The organism is Brevundimonas sp. (assembly GCF_024711105.1).
Lineage (GTDB): Bacteria > Pseudomonadota > Alphaproteobacteria > Caulobacterales > Caulobacteraceae > Brevundimonas.
Map to the genome: position 1 here is coordinate 1 of NZ_JANJTL010000155.1, position 13,916 is coordinate 13,916.

The window sequence follows — 13,916 nt, forward strand, 5'->3', positions numbered from 1 at the left end:
AGCCGGACCGCTGGCCGACTGGCCGGAGCCGCCCTCGCCCGGGCCGCAGCCGGCGAGGACGGCCGAGGCCGTGATGATCTGCAGCATGCGCATCTGGTTCTCCCTTCGCTCGGCCCCTAGGCCTTCGGCTCCGGACTGCGAGGCTTGAGTGCCTGGGCGCGGCGGCCGCGCGCTAGCCCGCGGCACCCTCGCGCAGGCCGGGGTGATCTCTCCAGGCGTCGGCGCGCCCCGCCTGGAGGGTGATCGGGAAGGTCCCGGTGTTGCCTTCACCGGGGTATCGGCGGACGTCGATCGTGCCCTCTCCCGAGGCGCAGTCTTCGCTCAGCGTCGCGTCCACCTGGAACTCGTGCTCCAGCGCATCGAAGCGAATGTGGAGGTTCCGGCCGTCCAGGCTGGCCATGCCCTCGCCGCCGCCGTGGACAGACCAGGCCATGCGGCCCTGCGGATTGATCACGAAAGCTCCGAGACCGCCACCGGGGCCGCCCGCCTGCCATTCCATGGCCAGCGGGCAGGGTTCGCTGGACCTGGCCGAAGGCCCAGAGGACGCCTCGCCGCCGGACTGCGGATCGCAGGCGGCCAAGATCAGGGCAGCCGCCAAAGCCGGTCGTAGACGCATGATCACCTCCGTCAACAGGCGGCCAAGACCTCGCGGCCGTCGATCATCTCAGTGCATTCGTGTCGGACAGTCAGTCGCCATTCCCCGCCTTCGGCGAGGCTGGGGTCAGTCGTGACGGCCGTGCCGACGCCTTCGCCCGTCAGGCAATCCGGGGCCAGTTCGGCGCGGATGGTGACATTCAACGGATGATCATCGGCCTGGATGAGAAGCGACTGTTCGTCGAGCGAGGCCGTGCCTGTCGTCCCGATATATTCTGGGCGACTGATGTTCCCTTGAGCGTCAGCAACGTAGGCGAATTCGCCAGACGGTCCGCTGATGATCCACCGGCCCTCGATGCGGCAGCCGTCGCCCGACGCGCGCGTGGCCGGCGCTTGTTGGTCCGTGCCGCTCCCGTCACCCCCGCCGCACGCCGCGACGACCATGCAGCATCCGAGGATGAGGATTGCCGTGCGCATAAAGGCCTCCCCTTCAGCCCTGCAAACCCAGATTACCACGTTCGATCAGTTGGCGCGACGATTGGTGCTCGGGCTCACTTGCCGAGAGCCGCAGCAAGGGCGCGGGTCGACTCTCCTGGCCGCCCGGTCTTAGGCGTGCGGCAGGCTGTCGCAGGGAGGCTGAGCGGCCGCTGTTCCGGGAACATTGCAACAGTTCCGGTTCCCGAAGCAGGAAAGGAGATTGAGTCGCTGCCGGAAAACGACAGTCTTTCAATAAAGACCAGATTACGCTGATACATTGGTAAGTCATGAAATAGTCACGCCTAAATCATGGTTGCCTTTTCACCTCATTGTCACCTAGCCACGGGGCAGTTCTGCACCGCGCTCCCCAATTTCGCGGCTCAGCTTTCCGTCCTGAGAGAGAGTGACCATGAGTATTCGCAAGCGCGCCCTTCTGGGCGCCACGGCCCTTGCCGGCCTGACCCTGACCATCGCTCCGGCCTCGGCGCTCGCGCAGACGGCGGAAACCGATCCCACGGCGTCTGAAACCGCCGAGCCGGACACCACCGCCGTCGACGAGATCGTCATCGTCGGCTCGCGCATCCGCCGCGACACCTACAACTCGCCGTCTCCGGTCCAGGTGATCACCGCCGAGGAAACGCTGCAGGCCGGCTACGCCTCGACCACCGAGGCGCTGCAGGGAACGGCCGTCACGGGCGGGTCGTCCCAGATCAACAACGCGTTCGGCGGCTACGTCACCGAAGGCGGACCGGGCGCGAACACCATCGGTCTGCGGGGCCTCGGCCCGTCGCGGACGCTGGTCCTGCTGAACGGCCGCCGCGTTGCGCCGGCGGGCTCGCGCGGGTCGGTGGGCTCGGCCGACCTGAACGTGCTGCCGACCGCCATGATCGAGCGCATCGAGGTGCTGCGCGACGGCGCCTCGTCGGTCTACGGCTCCGACGCCATCGCCGGGGTGGTCAACATCATCACGCGGCGCAATGTCGACGACGTCACCCTGTCGGCCCAGTACAACTACGCGGGCGGCGCCGGTGACACCTATCGCGTCTCGGCCGTCGGCGGCGTCAGCGGTGACCGCTGGAGCCTGTCGGGCTCGGCCGAGTACTACGAGCGCAACGAGCTGACGCTCGGCGACCGCGACTGGACGCGCTGCAACACCGACTACCGCATCAACCGCGCCCGCGGCGTGCGCAACGACGACGTCGATCCGGTCACCGGGCTTCCGGTCTGCTACCCGATCACGTCGACGGGTTCGAACGGCGTCACCATCAACACCATCGGCACGGGCTACCTGACCTCGGTCCCGGGCGAGCCGGGCACCACCTATCGCCCGGGCGTCGTTGGCGCGCCGGGCGCGGAGCGGGGCGCCTACTTCAACCGCTACCGGCCGAACCCGAACGTCACGACCGGCCTCGTCGGCTTCGAGGGCGTCGGGGGTTACAACGACGACTTCTCGGGGATCAGCCTGAACGTCCGCGACACCTTCGAGGAGCGAATGCTCAACGAGTCGCTGATCTCGCCTGCCCAGATCACCACCGGCTATCTGCAGGGCTCTTATGACGTGCAGGCGCTGGGCAACGCCGAAGCCTTCTTCGAGGTGCTCGGCAACAACCGCCGCTCGCAGCAGACCGGCTACCGCCAGCTGGCGCTCGACTATGCGGTCGGCAGCCCGCTGATCCCCTCGGAGCTCGCGTGGAGCCGGTTCGCGCCCGACCAAGGCCTGAACCAGGGACAAGACGTCGGCGTGCGCGCCTTCATCGGCTACGGCAACGATGTCAGCGAGCAGGAGGTCACCTTCTGGAAGGGCACGACCGGCCTGCGCGGCGACTTCTTCATCCCTGCCTGGCGGTATGAGGCAACCCTGTCCCACAGCCGGTCGAACTCGGACTACACCTTCCAGTCCTTCCTGACCGACCGACTGATCAACAGCCTGGACGTGGTGTCGGCTCCGGCCGGGACCGATCCGGCCCTGGTTCGCGGCGGCTTCACCTGCGCGAGCAACGTCTCGGGGGCGACGGCGAACTGCATTCCCGCGCCGTTCCTGAACGCGGCGACCATCGGCGGCGATCTTCCGGCCGACTGGCGGAACTACGTCTTCGTCCCCGTGACGGGCACGACGCAGTACGAGGAGACGGTGGCTTCGGCCTTCATCGACGGGCCCCTGTTCGATCTGCCCGCCGGCGAGGTGATGGGCGTGTTCGGTGTCGAGTACCGGACGGCGTCGATCGATGATCAGCCGCCGGCCGACAGCGTCTCGGGCAACCTCTACAACCTGACCTCGGCGGCTCCGACCGTCGGCTCGGACTCGGTGTGGGAAGCCTATGGCGAGGTCGAGCTGCCGATCCTGGTCGACGCCCCGTTCGCCCGCGAGCTGACGGCCAACCTGTCGGCCCGGTACACGGACTATGAGTCCTACGGCGCGGACATCACCTACAAGGTCGGCCTCGTCTACACCCCGACCGACTGGCTGTCGTTCCGCACCAGCTATGGCACCTCGTTCCGGGCCCCGGCTCTGTTCGAGCAGTTCCAGGGCGGCACGACCGGCTTCCTGTCCTCGACCGTCGACCCGTGCGACGAGTACGGTCAGGGCGATCCGACCACGATCCGCTACGCCAACTGCCAGGCCGAGATCGGCGATCCGCGCTTCCGCCAGACGAGCGGCGTGGAGGTCATCACCGCCGGCGGCGCCGACGCGGGCCTGGAGGCCGAGACCTCGACCAACTTCTCTGCCGGAGTGATCTTCCAGCCGACCCTGCCGGAGTCGATCGGCCAGCTGGCCATCGCGGTCGACTACTACGACATCGAGGTGAACAACGGCGTCACCCGGGTCGGCGGTTCGGCCATTCTGCAGCGCTGCTACGACGATCCGGAATTCCGGGCCGGCGGTGGCTTCTGCCGGCTGGTCGACGAGCGTAACCCGGCCGACGGCTCGCTGACGGTCCGCGACAGCTACACCAACGTCGCCACCGATCGGGTCAACGGCATCGACTACAACGTGCGCTTCACGCGTGACGTCGGGCCGGGCCTGCTGACGCTGAACGGCTCGGTGACCCAGTACCTGGAGCAGACCACCCAGCTGTTCGCCGACGATCCGGAAGAGAACCTGACAGGCACCCTGACCTATCCGGAGTTCACCGGCACGGCCGACGCATCCTTCGCCTGGGACACCTGGCGCGTGCGCTATGGCGTGGAGTGGGTTGGCGAGCAGGATTCGACCGAATACCTGGGCCTGGATCCGGCCGACCCGGACCTGGACTACGTCTTCGACGTCGACGACTACTTCATCCACAACGCCTCGGTTCAGTACCAGGCCAATGACTGGACCATCACGGCCGGCCTGCGGAACCTGTTCGACGCGACCCCGCCGTCGATCTCCTCGGGCGCCTACAACCGGGTCGGCAACGCCCCGCTGTACAGCGGCTACGACTACCTGGGCCGCACGGCCTTCATCAATCTGAGCCGGACTTTCTAAGCCCTCCCCCCGCCGGAAAGGCGGCTCAGCCGGGCGGCGGTCGGAAACGGCCGCCGCCTTTTCTTTTGCCTCGTGCGCCCGGGATGGTGCATCCGGCTCGGGGCCTCGGGCGTTGAGGGCCCGGACAGGGCGGGGCTGAGACCACGTGACGTTTGATCAGGCGCTGGCCTTCGGACTGGTCGGACTGACCATCGCCGCCTTCATCTGGGGGCGGTTTCGCTACGACCTCGTGGCGGTCGCCGCGCTGGTGGTCGGGCTGGCGATCGGTGTGATCCCTGCCGAAGCCGCCTTCGACGGTTTCCGCAACGACGTGACTGTCATCATCGCCTGCGCGCTCATCGTGTCCGCCGCGTTTGCGCGGTCCGGGATCGTCGAGCTGGCGCTCCGTCGCGTGCTGCCGTTGCTGAAGAGCGAGCAGTCCCAGGTGCCTGTGCTGACCGCCGTCGTCACGGCGCTGTCCATGGCCACCAAGAATGTCGGGGCGCTGGCGATCATGACGCCGGTGGCGATGCAGGTTTGCCGGAGGACAGGGACCTCGCCCTCGCGGCTACTGATGCCGATGGCCTTCGGGGCCATGGCCGGCGGGATGGTCACCCTGGTGGGGACCTCGCCGAACATCATCGTGGCGGAGGTGCGCGCCGACATCCTCGGTGAGCCGTTCCGGATGTACGACTATGCGCCGGTCGGTCTGGCGATCACGGCCATGGCGCTGGTCTTCCTCGCCGTCGGCTATCGCCTGCTGCCCCGGAACCGGCAGGGCGCGACGAGCATGAAGTCCGCCTTGGCCGCCGCAGCCTACGCCACCGAGGTCGCCGCGCCAGAGGGCTGGAGCGTGGGCCCCATCAGCGTCGCGCGCCTGGCTGATCTCGGCGCGGGCGAGGTGAGGGTGCTGGCCCTGATCCGCGAGGGCAAGCGCCGCGCCCGGCCGCGTGGCAACACCATGGTCCGCGAGGGTGACATCGTTCTGGTCGAGGGCGAGCAGGCGGCGCTTGAGACCTTCCTGGCGCGCAGCCGCATGCGTCTGGTCCGCGACGACCGGCCCGTCGCGCTGAATGCGCCGACCGAGGAGGCGGCGATCGTGGAGGCCGTCATCGGCCGCAACTCCCCGCTCAAGGGCCTGTCCGTGCGCCAGTCGGACCTGTACGGCCAGTACGGCGTCAACCTGCTCGGCGTGTCGCGTTCGGGATACGAACTCACCCAACACCTGCGGACCGCCAAGCTCCAGGCCGGCGACATACTCCTGCTCCAGGGCGCCGAGAACAGCCTGCCGGCGACGCTCCAGGGGCTGGACCTGTTGCCGCTCGTCGAACGCGAGGTGCGTTTGGGCGATGCACGAAAGCGCTTCCTGCCCGCCATCGTCCTGGCGGCGGCCATGATCCTGGTGGGGCTTCAAATGATCCCGGTGGCCGTAGCCTTCTTTGGCGCGGCGGTGGCGATCGTGGCGCTCGGCGGGCTGCGCATGCGCGAGGCCTATGCGGCGCTTGACGGTCCGTTGCTGGTGCTGGTGGCGGCGCTGATCCCCGTGTCCGACGCCATCCAGCAGACGGGCGGGGCGGATCTGATCGCCGGCGCCCTGTCGGGCGTATTCGCGGGCGCGCCGGGCGTGCTTGCGGTCGGTGGCGTGCTGTTCGCCTCCATGGCGGTGACGCCCTTCCTGAACAATGCCGCGACGGTGCTGATCGTGGCCCCCATCGGGGCGACCCTGGCCCAGCGGCTGGGGCTCAATCCGGACCCTTTCCTGATGGCCGTGGCGGTCGGCGCCGCCTGTGATTTCCTCACGCCCATCGGGCACCAGTGCAATACCCTGGTTATGGGGCCGGGGGGATACCGGTTCGGGGATTATCCCCGGCTCGGCGCGCCGCTCAGTCTGCTCGTGCTGCTGGCCGGGCCACCCCTGATCCTGACTTTCTGGCCGCTTTGACGAACGCCGCTTGACGAGGTCGCACAGTATGCGGCATACACTGTGTGTCACACACTGTGTGACGGCGGGTGACTGGCATGGGCGAGACGGAACAGTTCGAGGCTTTGAGGCTGGAGCTCAGGCGGGGATCGCTGGTCCTGGCGGCGCTCGCTCGCCTGAGAACCGAGCAGTACGGCTATTCGCTGCGCGTCGCCCTGGCCGAGGACGGCATCGAGATGGAGGAATCCACCCTCTATCCGCTGCTGCGCCGGCTGGAGAGCCAGGGCCTGCTGACCAGCGAGTGGCGCGAGGAGGACAAGCGCAAGAAGCGCTTCTACCGGCTCTCGCCCGACGGCGAGGGCGTGCTTCGCCGCCTTCACGAGGAATGGAAGCGCATCTCCGCCTCGCTGGAGCGCGTGCTGTGACCAATCGATCGAACAAGGGGAATGGGGCGATGAGCCTGATCGAACGCTACCTGGCCGCCGTCGCGGCCCAGCTCAATCCGGACCAGCGCGAGGACGTCATCGCCGAGCTGCGCGACGACCTCATGAGCCGCATCGAAGCGCGTGAGGCCGAGCTCGGCCGCACGCTCACCGACGACGAGACCGAGGCCGTCCTGCGCGAGCTGGGCCATCCGCTGGCGGTGGCGGCGCGCTATGGCGCAGGGCCCCAGCACCTGATCGGGCCGGAGCTCTATCCGTGGTGGCTGTTCGCCATGAAGGTCGGGCTGGCGGCCATGGCGCTGCTCTCGGTGATCGGCCTGGGCGGTCGCGTACTCGGCGGCATGGACGTGGGCCAGGCCTTCGCCCAGGCGCTCGGCGGCTTCATCGAGGGCGGCCTGACGCTGCTCGGGCTCGTGACGGTCCTCGGCTTCGTCTGGGAGCGGTACGGCGGCAAGCCGGGGTTCATCACCAACTGGCGGGTGCGCGACCTCGGCCTGTTCGAACTCGGGCGGCTGAACGCCGACACCTGGGGCAAGGCGATGCAGTCGGGCCAGCCGAAGGTGGTCTATGTCGACGCGACCGGCTCGCGCATGTCGCCGGTGGCGCGGGCGCTGGCCAGCGCCACCGCCATGGCGGTGTTCCTGCTGTGGTGGGTCGGCGCCCTGCGGCTCGGCGGGACGGGCGTCGAGGACATCGAGGCGCTCGTCTGGGGCGTGGACTACACCGCCGCGGTCCAGGCCGTGATCGCCGCCCTGTGGTGGCCGGTGGTGGTCTATGGCGTGTGCCGCATCGCCTTCGACCTGTTCCGCGCGCTGCGGCCACGGGCCGTCCGAATGGCGGCGCTGGGCGACATCGGCCTGGCCTGCGCGCGGGCCGTGGGCGCCGCCTGGGTCCTGTTCGTCTCGCCCCTGGGAGTCCAGCTGGAGGCATCCACGCCCGGCGCTGCCTTCGAGCAGGTGCGCGACGTCATCCGGAACGGCGGCTGGGACGTCGAGGTGACCGTCATCCTGATCCTCGGCTTCATCATCCTGGAGGCCGCCGCGCGCGTGCTCATCAGCCTGGGCCGGCTGGCCACGGGACGGGACCGCCGGCTCGATCAGCTCTGATCGGCCTCGCGCGCTTCGTCGGTCGGATCGGTCGGAGGCGACATCAGATCGAGGGCGGCGTCGTTCACCGGCGGCACCCTCGGCTCCGGCTCGGCGGAGCGGTCTCCCTCCGAGGGCGGCGGCTCCGCCGGCGCCTTGTGCATGTGTTCGCCGAGCCCCAGCACCTTCAGGGCGTCGTCGCCCTCGCGGCCGAAGACGCTGCGCAGCCTGAGGTCGGTCTGCGGGAAGGGGATCTCGATGCCGGCGGCGTCCAGCGCATCGGCGATGGCCCAGGTATAGGCGGCGTGCATGGCGGCGGGCCGCTTGACGGCGTCCTGGGTGGGCCAGACCAGCAGCTCGAAATCCAGGCCGCTCTCCCCGAAGCCGACCAGCCAGACCTGGCTCTTGCGCGTCTCGGTCTCCGGCAGGGTGAAGGGGCTCTCGCGCGCGGCCTTCAGAACGGCGTCCCGCACGCAGGCACGGTCCGCGCCGTAGGCGACCGAAAACGGAATGTGGATGCGCCGCGTATCGCCCTTCAGCGTCCAGTTGGTGACCGGGTTCTCGATCAGCTTCGAGTTCGGGACCAGGATGTTGATGTTGTCGTTGGTCCGGATGCGCGTGGCGCGGGGGCCGATCTCGGCGATGGCTCCGCGGGCGCCGCCCTCGAGCTCCACATAGTCGCCGACCGACACCATTCGGTCGAAGATCAGGAAGAGACCCGAGACGAATTCCTTGACCACACCCTGCAGGCCGAGACCGACGCCGATGCCGATCGCGCCGGCGAAGACCGCCAGCGACGAGAGGTTCAGGCCCGCCGCCGACAGGCCGATGAACACGCCGGCGATGATGATGCCGTAGCCGGCGAGCTTCTCGAGCACATACAGCGCCGCAGCCGTCCGCTGGGAGCGGTCTCGCAGGCGGCACAGGAAGTGTGTCACCAGGCGTGACAGAACCCACGCGCCGGCGATGACGACTGCGCCGGTGACGAGGCCGCCGACCGTGACAGTGGCGCCGCCAAGGCTCAGCAGGCGCGTCTCGTCGAGGCCGCCCAGATCAGGGATCATAGGTCAGGGAGCGCTTCAGCCCCCGGCCGGGTTCCCTAGAACTGGCTCCCGCGGGTCGGCAGGGTCAGTTGTCGGCCCACCGCGTCACGCGCGGCGATGACGTCGTCGCGGCTTCGCATCTCGATGAGCGCGGCGCGGACCCGCCGGTCGTGCTCGGTCTGCACCCCGGGCTCCAGATAGTCATGTAGGTCAGCCAGGGCCTGGTCGACGTGGTCCGGATCACCCAGCCGGCGGATCGTGAGCTCGGCCATGCCGTCGATGTCACCGACACAAGCCAAGGCCTCCAGATAGGCGCCGGGCGCGTCGTCCCAGTTCCCTGACAGATGCGCCATCGACGCCTCGACCGTCGTCGTGTCGCCAAGCGCGTGAGCCGCGCAGGCCCGAACCTGAACGGCCTGCATCACGCCATAGGCACTGATGTCATCGCCAGCGACCATGCCAGCCACCGCCGTCATCGCCTCTTCGGAGCGCCCCAGCCGAAGGTAGGTCCAGCCGAGGTTGATCGTCTGACTGATGTTGCGCCCGCCGTTCTCCAGACGCCCGGCGGCGCGCTGCTGCTCGAGCAACGCCTCATCGTGGCGACCGAGCTCCATGAGGGCCCGGGACCGGTAGTTCATCAGCCAGGTCTGGGTGCTCCAATCCTCTGAGGCGTCATCGGATTCCAGGCTGGCAAGGCCCGCCTCGGTGACGGCGAGCACCTCTTCGTAGTGGCCGAGGTCCATGAGCGTCGTGGAGAGATCGAGCCTAGTGGACAGGGGTGCTCCGGTCTCGGCCGCCGCCGCGCGATCACGTTCGAGGTCCTCAAGCGTCAGGGCAGTGAAGTCCGGCTCGGTGAGGCCGGCCGCTTCCCGCAAGCCATCGTAGCGCCGGGCCGCCAGCAGTCGGGCCTGGCCCGACGGACTTTCGATCTCGCGCACGACCGCCAGAGCCCGCTGATCGTCGTCTCGCTCCATCAGGTCGTTGAGATGGCGAAACCAGATCCCGTCATCGTGCCGGGCCCGCCAGCCGTAGTCGAACAGTGCCGCACGCAGTTCGAAGGCGACGTCGTCCGGCACCTCTTCGGATTGAGCGATGAAATAGACGTAGTCGTCGACGATCTCTTCACGCAGGCGAGGCGACCGCTGCACGGCTTCGGTGAGCACCCGCGCCATGGCCGTGTGGTCCAGATCAAGCCCCACGAGTTCGAGCAGGGAGAACCACGCCTCGGACGCTTCGGGGTTGGCGAGGGCGGCCTCGCGGAAGGCTTCGATCGCCTCTTCGCGCCGCTGCAACTCCACGAGCAGCCCACCGCGCAGGAGCAGCACCGTGGCGCGCATCTGGGGCTGGGCGGACCTGAAATTCGGATGGGCCTGGATGGCGTCCAGCATGCCCAGCGCGTCGTCGTACCGGCCTTCCGCAATCGCAGCCTCGAACTCCTCGCCGGACGCCAGCGTCGGCGGCTGCGGAGCCGCGGTCGCCTCGGTCATGCCGGCGGCCAGCAGAAATCCGACCATGGTCGGAGCCAGAATACGCTTGAACATGACGCCCCCCTGTCGGCGACACATTCGTCGACCGAACAAGCGCTTGCAAGGCGCCATGCGGCGGACCGGGGTTAGCTGCGGCGGTCGCCCCTGTCGCCCTGGCCGGGCTTGGCCTCCGTCCTGGCGTCCTTGCGGACGTCCTGGGCGAGCGACCGGCCCACGTCGACAGTGTCGCCGAAGGTTCCGTCCTCGTTGCGGCGCACGTAGCGCTTGTCGCCCGGATTGGGCTCGATGAGTTCGCGTCGTCCAGTCATGGCAGACTCCCTGGTGGCTTAGGTCTCGGGGAAACGGGCGCGGAGTCAGAGTGTTCCGCTGGACCGGCGGACGAACCGGGCGCATGCTCCTTGAGCAGCCTTGGGGAGGCGGACATGAGACTGGCGGCGGTGATCCTTGCAGGGGCCGTGCTGACGGCCTGCGGAAACGGCGGTGACGACGTCGGCGAAGCCGGGGCGGGGCCCGGCGGCGCAGGCGGGCTTCCGGACGGAACCTACAGCTGCATCTATCTGTCCGGCGGGATGCTCATGCATCTCGGCGAGGTGGTGATTTCCGGCGACCGCTACGGCGGCTTTTCCGGCGGCCGACGCGGAGCCTATTCGCTGGGGGCGGACGGCGCCGTGGAGTTCAGCGACGGCTTCGCCGGCATGCCGGATGGCTTCGAGGTCTCGAGCTCCCAGTGGCGAGCGGGGCCCACGCCCCTGCTGGCGATCAGCATCACTTCGCCCAGCGGCAACAGGATCGACCTGGACTGCGAGCCGCAGGGCTGACGTATATGGGCACTTGACTTAGGAATATTCCTAATTAGCCTTTCGCCTCATGAATGAGGTATTTAAGGCCCTGTCGCATCCCGTGCGCCGCCGCATCATCGCGATGCTGCGCGACGGCCCCAAGCCGTCCGGCGACATCGCGGCCCAGTTCGACATGGCCTGGCCGACAGTCACGGGTCATTTGAACGCGCTCAAGGACGCCGGCCTCGTCGAGGCGGAGCGCGACGGCGCCTCGATCCGGTACCGGCTGAATATCTCGGCCGCCGAGGAGGCGGTCGCCTTTCTCATGGATCTCACCAAGGCCGGCGCGACCGCGCCGGCCGCTGACACGGAGGGGCACGCCAATGCGCCCGAACCTGGAAAGAATTGACCTCGCGTCGATCGGCGTCGTGGCCGCAATGGCGGCGGCGACGGCCTATACCGCGCTATACGGTCCTGAGGGGGCGGTGCCGCTCCACATGGATCTGAGCGGAACCATAGACCGCTGGGGGACACGCGCCGAGGTAGCCTGGGTGATGGCCCTGGTCACTGTCCTGACCGCCGGCATCGCCTTTTACTGCGCCCATGTGAAGCGGGACCGGCGGACCGCCGAACACGCAGCCCGCTCGCCTCGAGGCTTCATGGCTGGACGCATCCTGGCGCTCGTGGCCCCGGCCTGCGCCATGCTCCTGATCGCGACCCTGACCTACGGCGGTCTGGAGCCCGGCGAGAGCCAAGCTCCGATGTCGCGACTGATGATGGGTGGGATCAGCCTGCTGTTCCTTGTTATCGGGGCGTTCCTCGGCAAGACGGCGCCGAACGCCTTCGTGGGACTGAGGACATACTGGAGCCTGACAAGCCGGCTGGCCTGGGACAAGTCGAACCGTCTGGCGGGCAGACTCTTCTTCGGGATCGGCCTGATCGGACTTCTGGCACGCCCTTCGCGCCGCCGGCGCTCGGCATGCCGGTCCTGATGGGCGCCGTGATCCTGGCGGCGGTCATCTCAGTCTACGAGAGCTGGCGCGTCTGGCGTCTCGATCCGAACCGCGCCTGACCACGAATCCGAACCCGGGGGGAAACACCATGACCATACTCCGCATGTTTCAGACCATCGGGCTTTGCCTGGCGTTTGCCGGGCTTGGTCAGCCGGCGCCGGCTCTCGCCGCCGTCGGGGGCGCGACCCAGGCCGAGACGCATCGTCTCTCTGGACGCTGGGAGGGTCCCCTGAATGTCGGCGGCGGCTCGATCCGCTTTGTCCTGCGGGTCGACACATCAGGCGCGGCGGCCGTGGATAGCCCTGACCAGGGCGTTGTGGGGCTGGCCGTCTCTGATCTCTCGGTCGAAGGCGACACGGTCAGCTTCCAGGTGCCCAGCGTGGGGGGACGATTCGAAGGCGTCCTGGCCTCGGACGGCTCGACCCTAGCCGGGGCGCTGCACCAGGGCCCGGCCCAGATGCCGCTCGCGCTGACACGGGTCGAGGAGACGGCGAGCGCGGCCGCTCCTGCCCGGCCGCAGCACCCTGTCGAACCCTATCCGTATCGCGTGGAAGAGGTCGTGTTCGACAATCCCGCGGCGCTCGGCGTGCGGCTGGCGGGGACCCTGACCCTGCCCGAGGGCGAAGGCCCGTTTCCGGCCGCCGTCCTTATCAGCGGCTCCGGACCTCAGGACCGGGACGAAACAATTCTGGGACACAAGCCCTTCCTGGTCTGGGCGGACGCCCTGACCCGCCGGGGGGTGGCGGTGTTGCGCTACGACGACCGTGGCATGGGCCACTCGACCGGCGACTTTCTCGCGGCGACCAGCGCCGACTTCGCCACCGACACGGCGGCTGCCGTGGCCTTTCTCCAGAGCCGGCACGAGATCGACAGCGGCCGCATCGGCCTGATCGGCCACAGCGAAGGCGGGCTGATCGCTCCTATGGTGGCGGTCGAAGGCGGCGAGGTGGCCTGGGTGGTCATGTTGGCGGGGCCGGCCGTGTCCGGCGGAGAGATCCTGCAGGAACAGCAGCGCCGCCTGGCGGCAGCGGCCGGCATGTCGCCTGAGGAAGTCGCGGCCGGGAACCGGATCCAACGCGCTGTTCTCGAGGCAGTCGCGGAGAACGCCGATGACGGAGAGGCCGCGGCGATAGCAGTGACGGCCTTGCTGGTCGCGATCGGCATGCCGGAGGGCCAGTCGCGCCAATCCGCGGAGAGCGTCAGCGGTCCCTGGTACCGGTGGTTCGTCGCTCATGACCCGGCGGCGACGCTGCAGAGTCTGAACGTGCCCCTGCTGGCGGTCTACGGCGGCAAGGACCTCCAGGTGCCCGCCGACCAGAACGCACCGGTGCTGGAGGGACTGAACCCGGCGGCCCAGGTCGTCGTCTTTCCCGAGTTGAACCACCTGCTGCAAACCGCCGAGACGGGCCAGGTCGAGGAGTACGGCGAGATCGAGGAGACGATCGCCGCCGAGGCGCTGACTATGGTGGTCGACTGGGTGATGGCCCGCTCGGCCGACTAGACCGGGTCGGTTGGGTCCGGCTTCTTCGGGGGCGCCGGCTCGTCGGGCAGGGGGATGAACTCCTCGTCGTCCCCGTCGGGCAGCTTCATCCGGCCGGCCTTCCAGTCGGCCTTGGCCTGGTCCAT

At 68.6% G+C, this 13,916-nt stretch carries 13 protein-coding genes and 1 pseudogene; 8 read left to right on the forward strand and 6 right to left on the reverse strand.

The window, feature by feature from the left end:
- Positions 1-172: 172 nt before the first annotated feature.
- Positions 173-616, reverse strand: a complete 444-nt coding sequence (locus Q0M60_RS12175) for a hypothetical protein (protein WP_296819863.1) — start codon at positions 614-616, stop codon at positions 173-175.
- 11 nt (positions 617-627) lie between these two features.
- Positions 628-1,071: a hypothetical protein gene (locus Q0M60_RS12180; RefSeq protein ID WP_296819865.1), complete on the reverse strand. Its 444-nt coding sequence runs from the start codon at positions 1,069-1,071 to the stop codon at positions 628-630.
- Between the two features lie 409 nt (positions 1,072-1,480).
- Between Q0M60_RS12180 and Q0M60_RS12185 the strand changes: the two genes are divergently transcribed.
- The 4 genes from Q0M60_RS12185 to Q0M60_RS12200 all read left to right on the forward strand — a co-directional run bounded on the left by Q0M60_RS12185 (position 1,481) and on the right by Q0M60_RS12200 (position 7,989).
- Positions 1,481-4,540 (forward strand): TonB-dependent receptor, encoded by a 3,060-nt coding sequence (locus Q0M60_RS12185; RefSeq protein ID WP_296819867.1) that lies wholly within the window; start codon positions 1,481-1,483, stop codon positions 4,538-4,540.
- Between the two features lie 145 nt (positions 4,541-4,685).
- Complete coding sequence (locus Q0M60_RS12190) at positions 4,686-6,461, forward strand: SLC13 family permease (protein WP_296819870.1); 1,776 nt, start codon at positions 4,686-4,688, stop codon at positions 6,459-6,461.
- 77 nt (positions 6,462-6,538) lie between these two features.
- Positions 6,539-6,865, forward strand: coding sequence for a helix-turn-helix transcriptional regulator (locus Q0M60_RS12195; protein ID WP_296819872.1), 327 nt, complete (start codon positions 6,539-6,541; stop codon positions 6,863-6,865).
- A gap of 29 nt (positions 6,866-6,894) precedes the next feature.
- On the forward strand, positions 6,895-7,989 hold the full coding sequence (locus tag Q0M60_RS12200; protein ID WP_296819874.1) for a hypothetical protein: 1,095 nt from the start codon (positions 6,895-6,897) through the stop codon (positions 7,987-7,989).
- On the opposite strand, the gene Q0M60_RS12205 is transcribed toward Q0M60_RS12200, so the two are convergent.
- From Q0M60_RS12205 to Q0M60_RS12215, 3 genes are all read right to left on the reverse strand, one after another.
- Positions 7,980-9,032, reverse strand: a complete 1,053-nt coding sequence (locus Q0M60_RS12205) for a mechanosensitive ion channel domain-containing protein (protein ID WP_296819876.1) — start codon at positions 9,030-9,032, stop codon at positions 7,980-7,982. The genes Q0M60_RS12200 and Q0M60_RS12205 overlap by 10 nt on opposite strands.
- A 35-nt stretch (positions 9,033-9,067) precedes the next feature.
- Positions 9,068-10,552 (reverse strand): hypothetical protein, encoded by a 1,485-nt coding sequence (locus Q0M60_RS12210; RefSeq protein WP_296819878.1) that lies wholly within the window; start codon positions 10,550-10,552, stop codon positions 9,068-9,070.
- 71 nt (positions 10,553-10,623) lie between these two features.
- On the reverse strand, positions 10,624-10,806 hold the full coding sequence (locus tag Q0M60_RS12215) for a hypothetical protein (RefSeq protein ID WP_296819880.1): 183 nt from the start codon (positions 10,804-10,806) through the stop codon (positions 10,624-10,626).
- A 114-nt stretch (positions 10,807-10,920) separates the two neighbouring features.
- Here Q0M60_RS12215 and Q0M60_RS12220 point away from each other — a divergent pair, with 114 nt between their 5' ends.
- From Q0M60_RS12220 to Q0M60_RS12235, 4 genes are all read left to right on the forward strand, one after another.
- A complete protein-coding gene (locus Q0M60_RS12220; RefSeq protein WP_296819882.1) occupies positions 10,921-11,316 on the forward strand; it encodes a hypothetical protein in 396 nt (131 codons plus the stop codon).
- Between the two features lie 49 nt (positions 11,317-11,365).
- Positions 11,366-11,686 carry a metalloregulator ArsR/SmtB family transcription factor gene (locus Q0M60_RS12225; RefSeq protein WP_296819884.1) on the forward strand — a complete coding sequence of 107 codons (321 nt, stop codon included), beginning with the start codon at positions 11,366-11,368 and terminating at the stop codon, positions 11,684-11,686.
- The gene (locus tag Q0M60_RS12230) at positions 11,661-12,269 is read left to right on the forward strand and encodes an SdpI family protein (protein ID WP_296819886.1); all 609 of its coding nucleotides are present in this window, start codon (positions 11,661-11,663) and stop codon (positions 12,267-12,269) included. Before Q0M60_RS12225 ends, Q0M60_RS12230 begins: the two co-directional genes overlap by 26 nt.
- Before the next feature lie 109 nt (positions 12,270-12,378).
- Positions 12,379-13,791 (forward strand): alpha/beta hydrolase, encoded by a 1,413-nt coding sequence (locus Q0M60_RS12235; RefSeq protein WP_296819888.1) that lies wholly within the window; start codon positions 12,379-12,381, stop codon positions 13,789-13,791.
- On the opposite strand, the pseudogene Q0M60_RS12240 reads toward Q0M60_RS12235, so the two are convergent.
- Positions 13,788-13,916: pseudogene (locus Q0M60_RS12240) on the reverse strand (hypothetical protein); the annotation flags it as partial. The gene Q0M60_RS12235 and the pseudogene Q0M60_RS12240 overlap by 4 nt on opposite strands.

What these genes read in the sequence shown, in the direction of transcription:
- Q0M60_RS12185 (WP_296819867.1), top strand. Translation starts at nt 1,481, where the DNA reads ATGAGTATTCGCAAGCGCGCCCTTCTGGGCGCCACGGCCCTTGCCGGC.
- Q0M60_RS12225 (WP_296819884.1), top strand. Translation starts at nt 11,366, where the DNA reads ATGAATGAGGTATTTAAGGCCCTGTCGCATCCCGTGCGCCGCCGCATC.
- Q0M60_RS12210 (WP_296819878.1), bottom strand. Translation starts at nt 10,552, where the DNA reads ATGTTCAAGCGTATTCTGGCTCCGACCATGGTCGGATTTCTGCTGGCC.
- Q0M60_RS12220 (WP_296819882.1), top strand. Translation starts at nt 10,921, where the DNA reads ATGAGACTGGCGGCGGTGATCCTTGCAGGGGCCGTGCTGACGGCCTGC.
- Q0M60_RS12195 (WP_296819872.1), top strand. Translation starts at nt 6,539, where the DNA reads ATGGGCGAGACGGAACAGTTCGAGGCTTTGAGGCTGGAGCTCAGGCGG.
- Q0M60_RS12200 (WP_296819874.1), top strand. Translation starts at nt 6,895, where the DNA reads ATGAGCCTGATCGAACGCTACCTGGCCGCCGTCGCGGCCCAGCTCAAT.
- Q0M60_RS12215 (WP_296819880.1), bottom strand. Translation starts at nt 10,806, where the DNA reads ATGACTGGACGACGCGAACTCATCGAGCCCAATCCGGGCGACAAGCGC.
- Q0M60_RS12175 (WP_296819863.1), bottom strand. Translation starts at nt 616, where the DNA reads ATGCGTCTACGACCGGCTTTGGCGGCTGCCCTGATCTTGGCCGCCTGC.
- Q0M60_RS12230 (WP_296819886.1), top strand. Translation starts at nt 11,661, where the DNA reads ATGCGCCCGAACCTGGAAAGAATTGACCTCGCGTCGATCGGCGTCGTG.
- Q0M60_RS12235 (WP_296819888.1), top strand. Translation starts at nt 12,379, where the DNA reads ATGACCATACTCCGCATGTTTCAGACCATCGGGCTTTGCCTGGCGTTT.
- Q0M60_RS12205 (WP_296819876.1), bottom strand. Translation starts at nt 9,032, where the DNA reads ATGATCCCTGATCTGGGCGGCCTCGACGAGACGCGCCTGCTGAGCCTT.
- Q0M60_RS12180 (WP_296819865.1), bottom strand. Translation starts at nt 1,071, where the DNA reads ATGCGCACGGCAATCCTCATCCTCGGATGCTGCATGGTCGTCGCGGCG.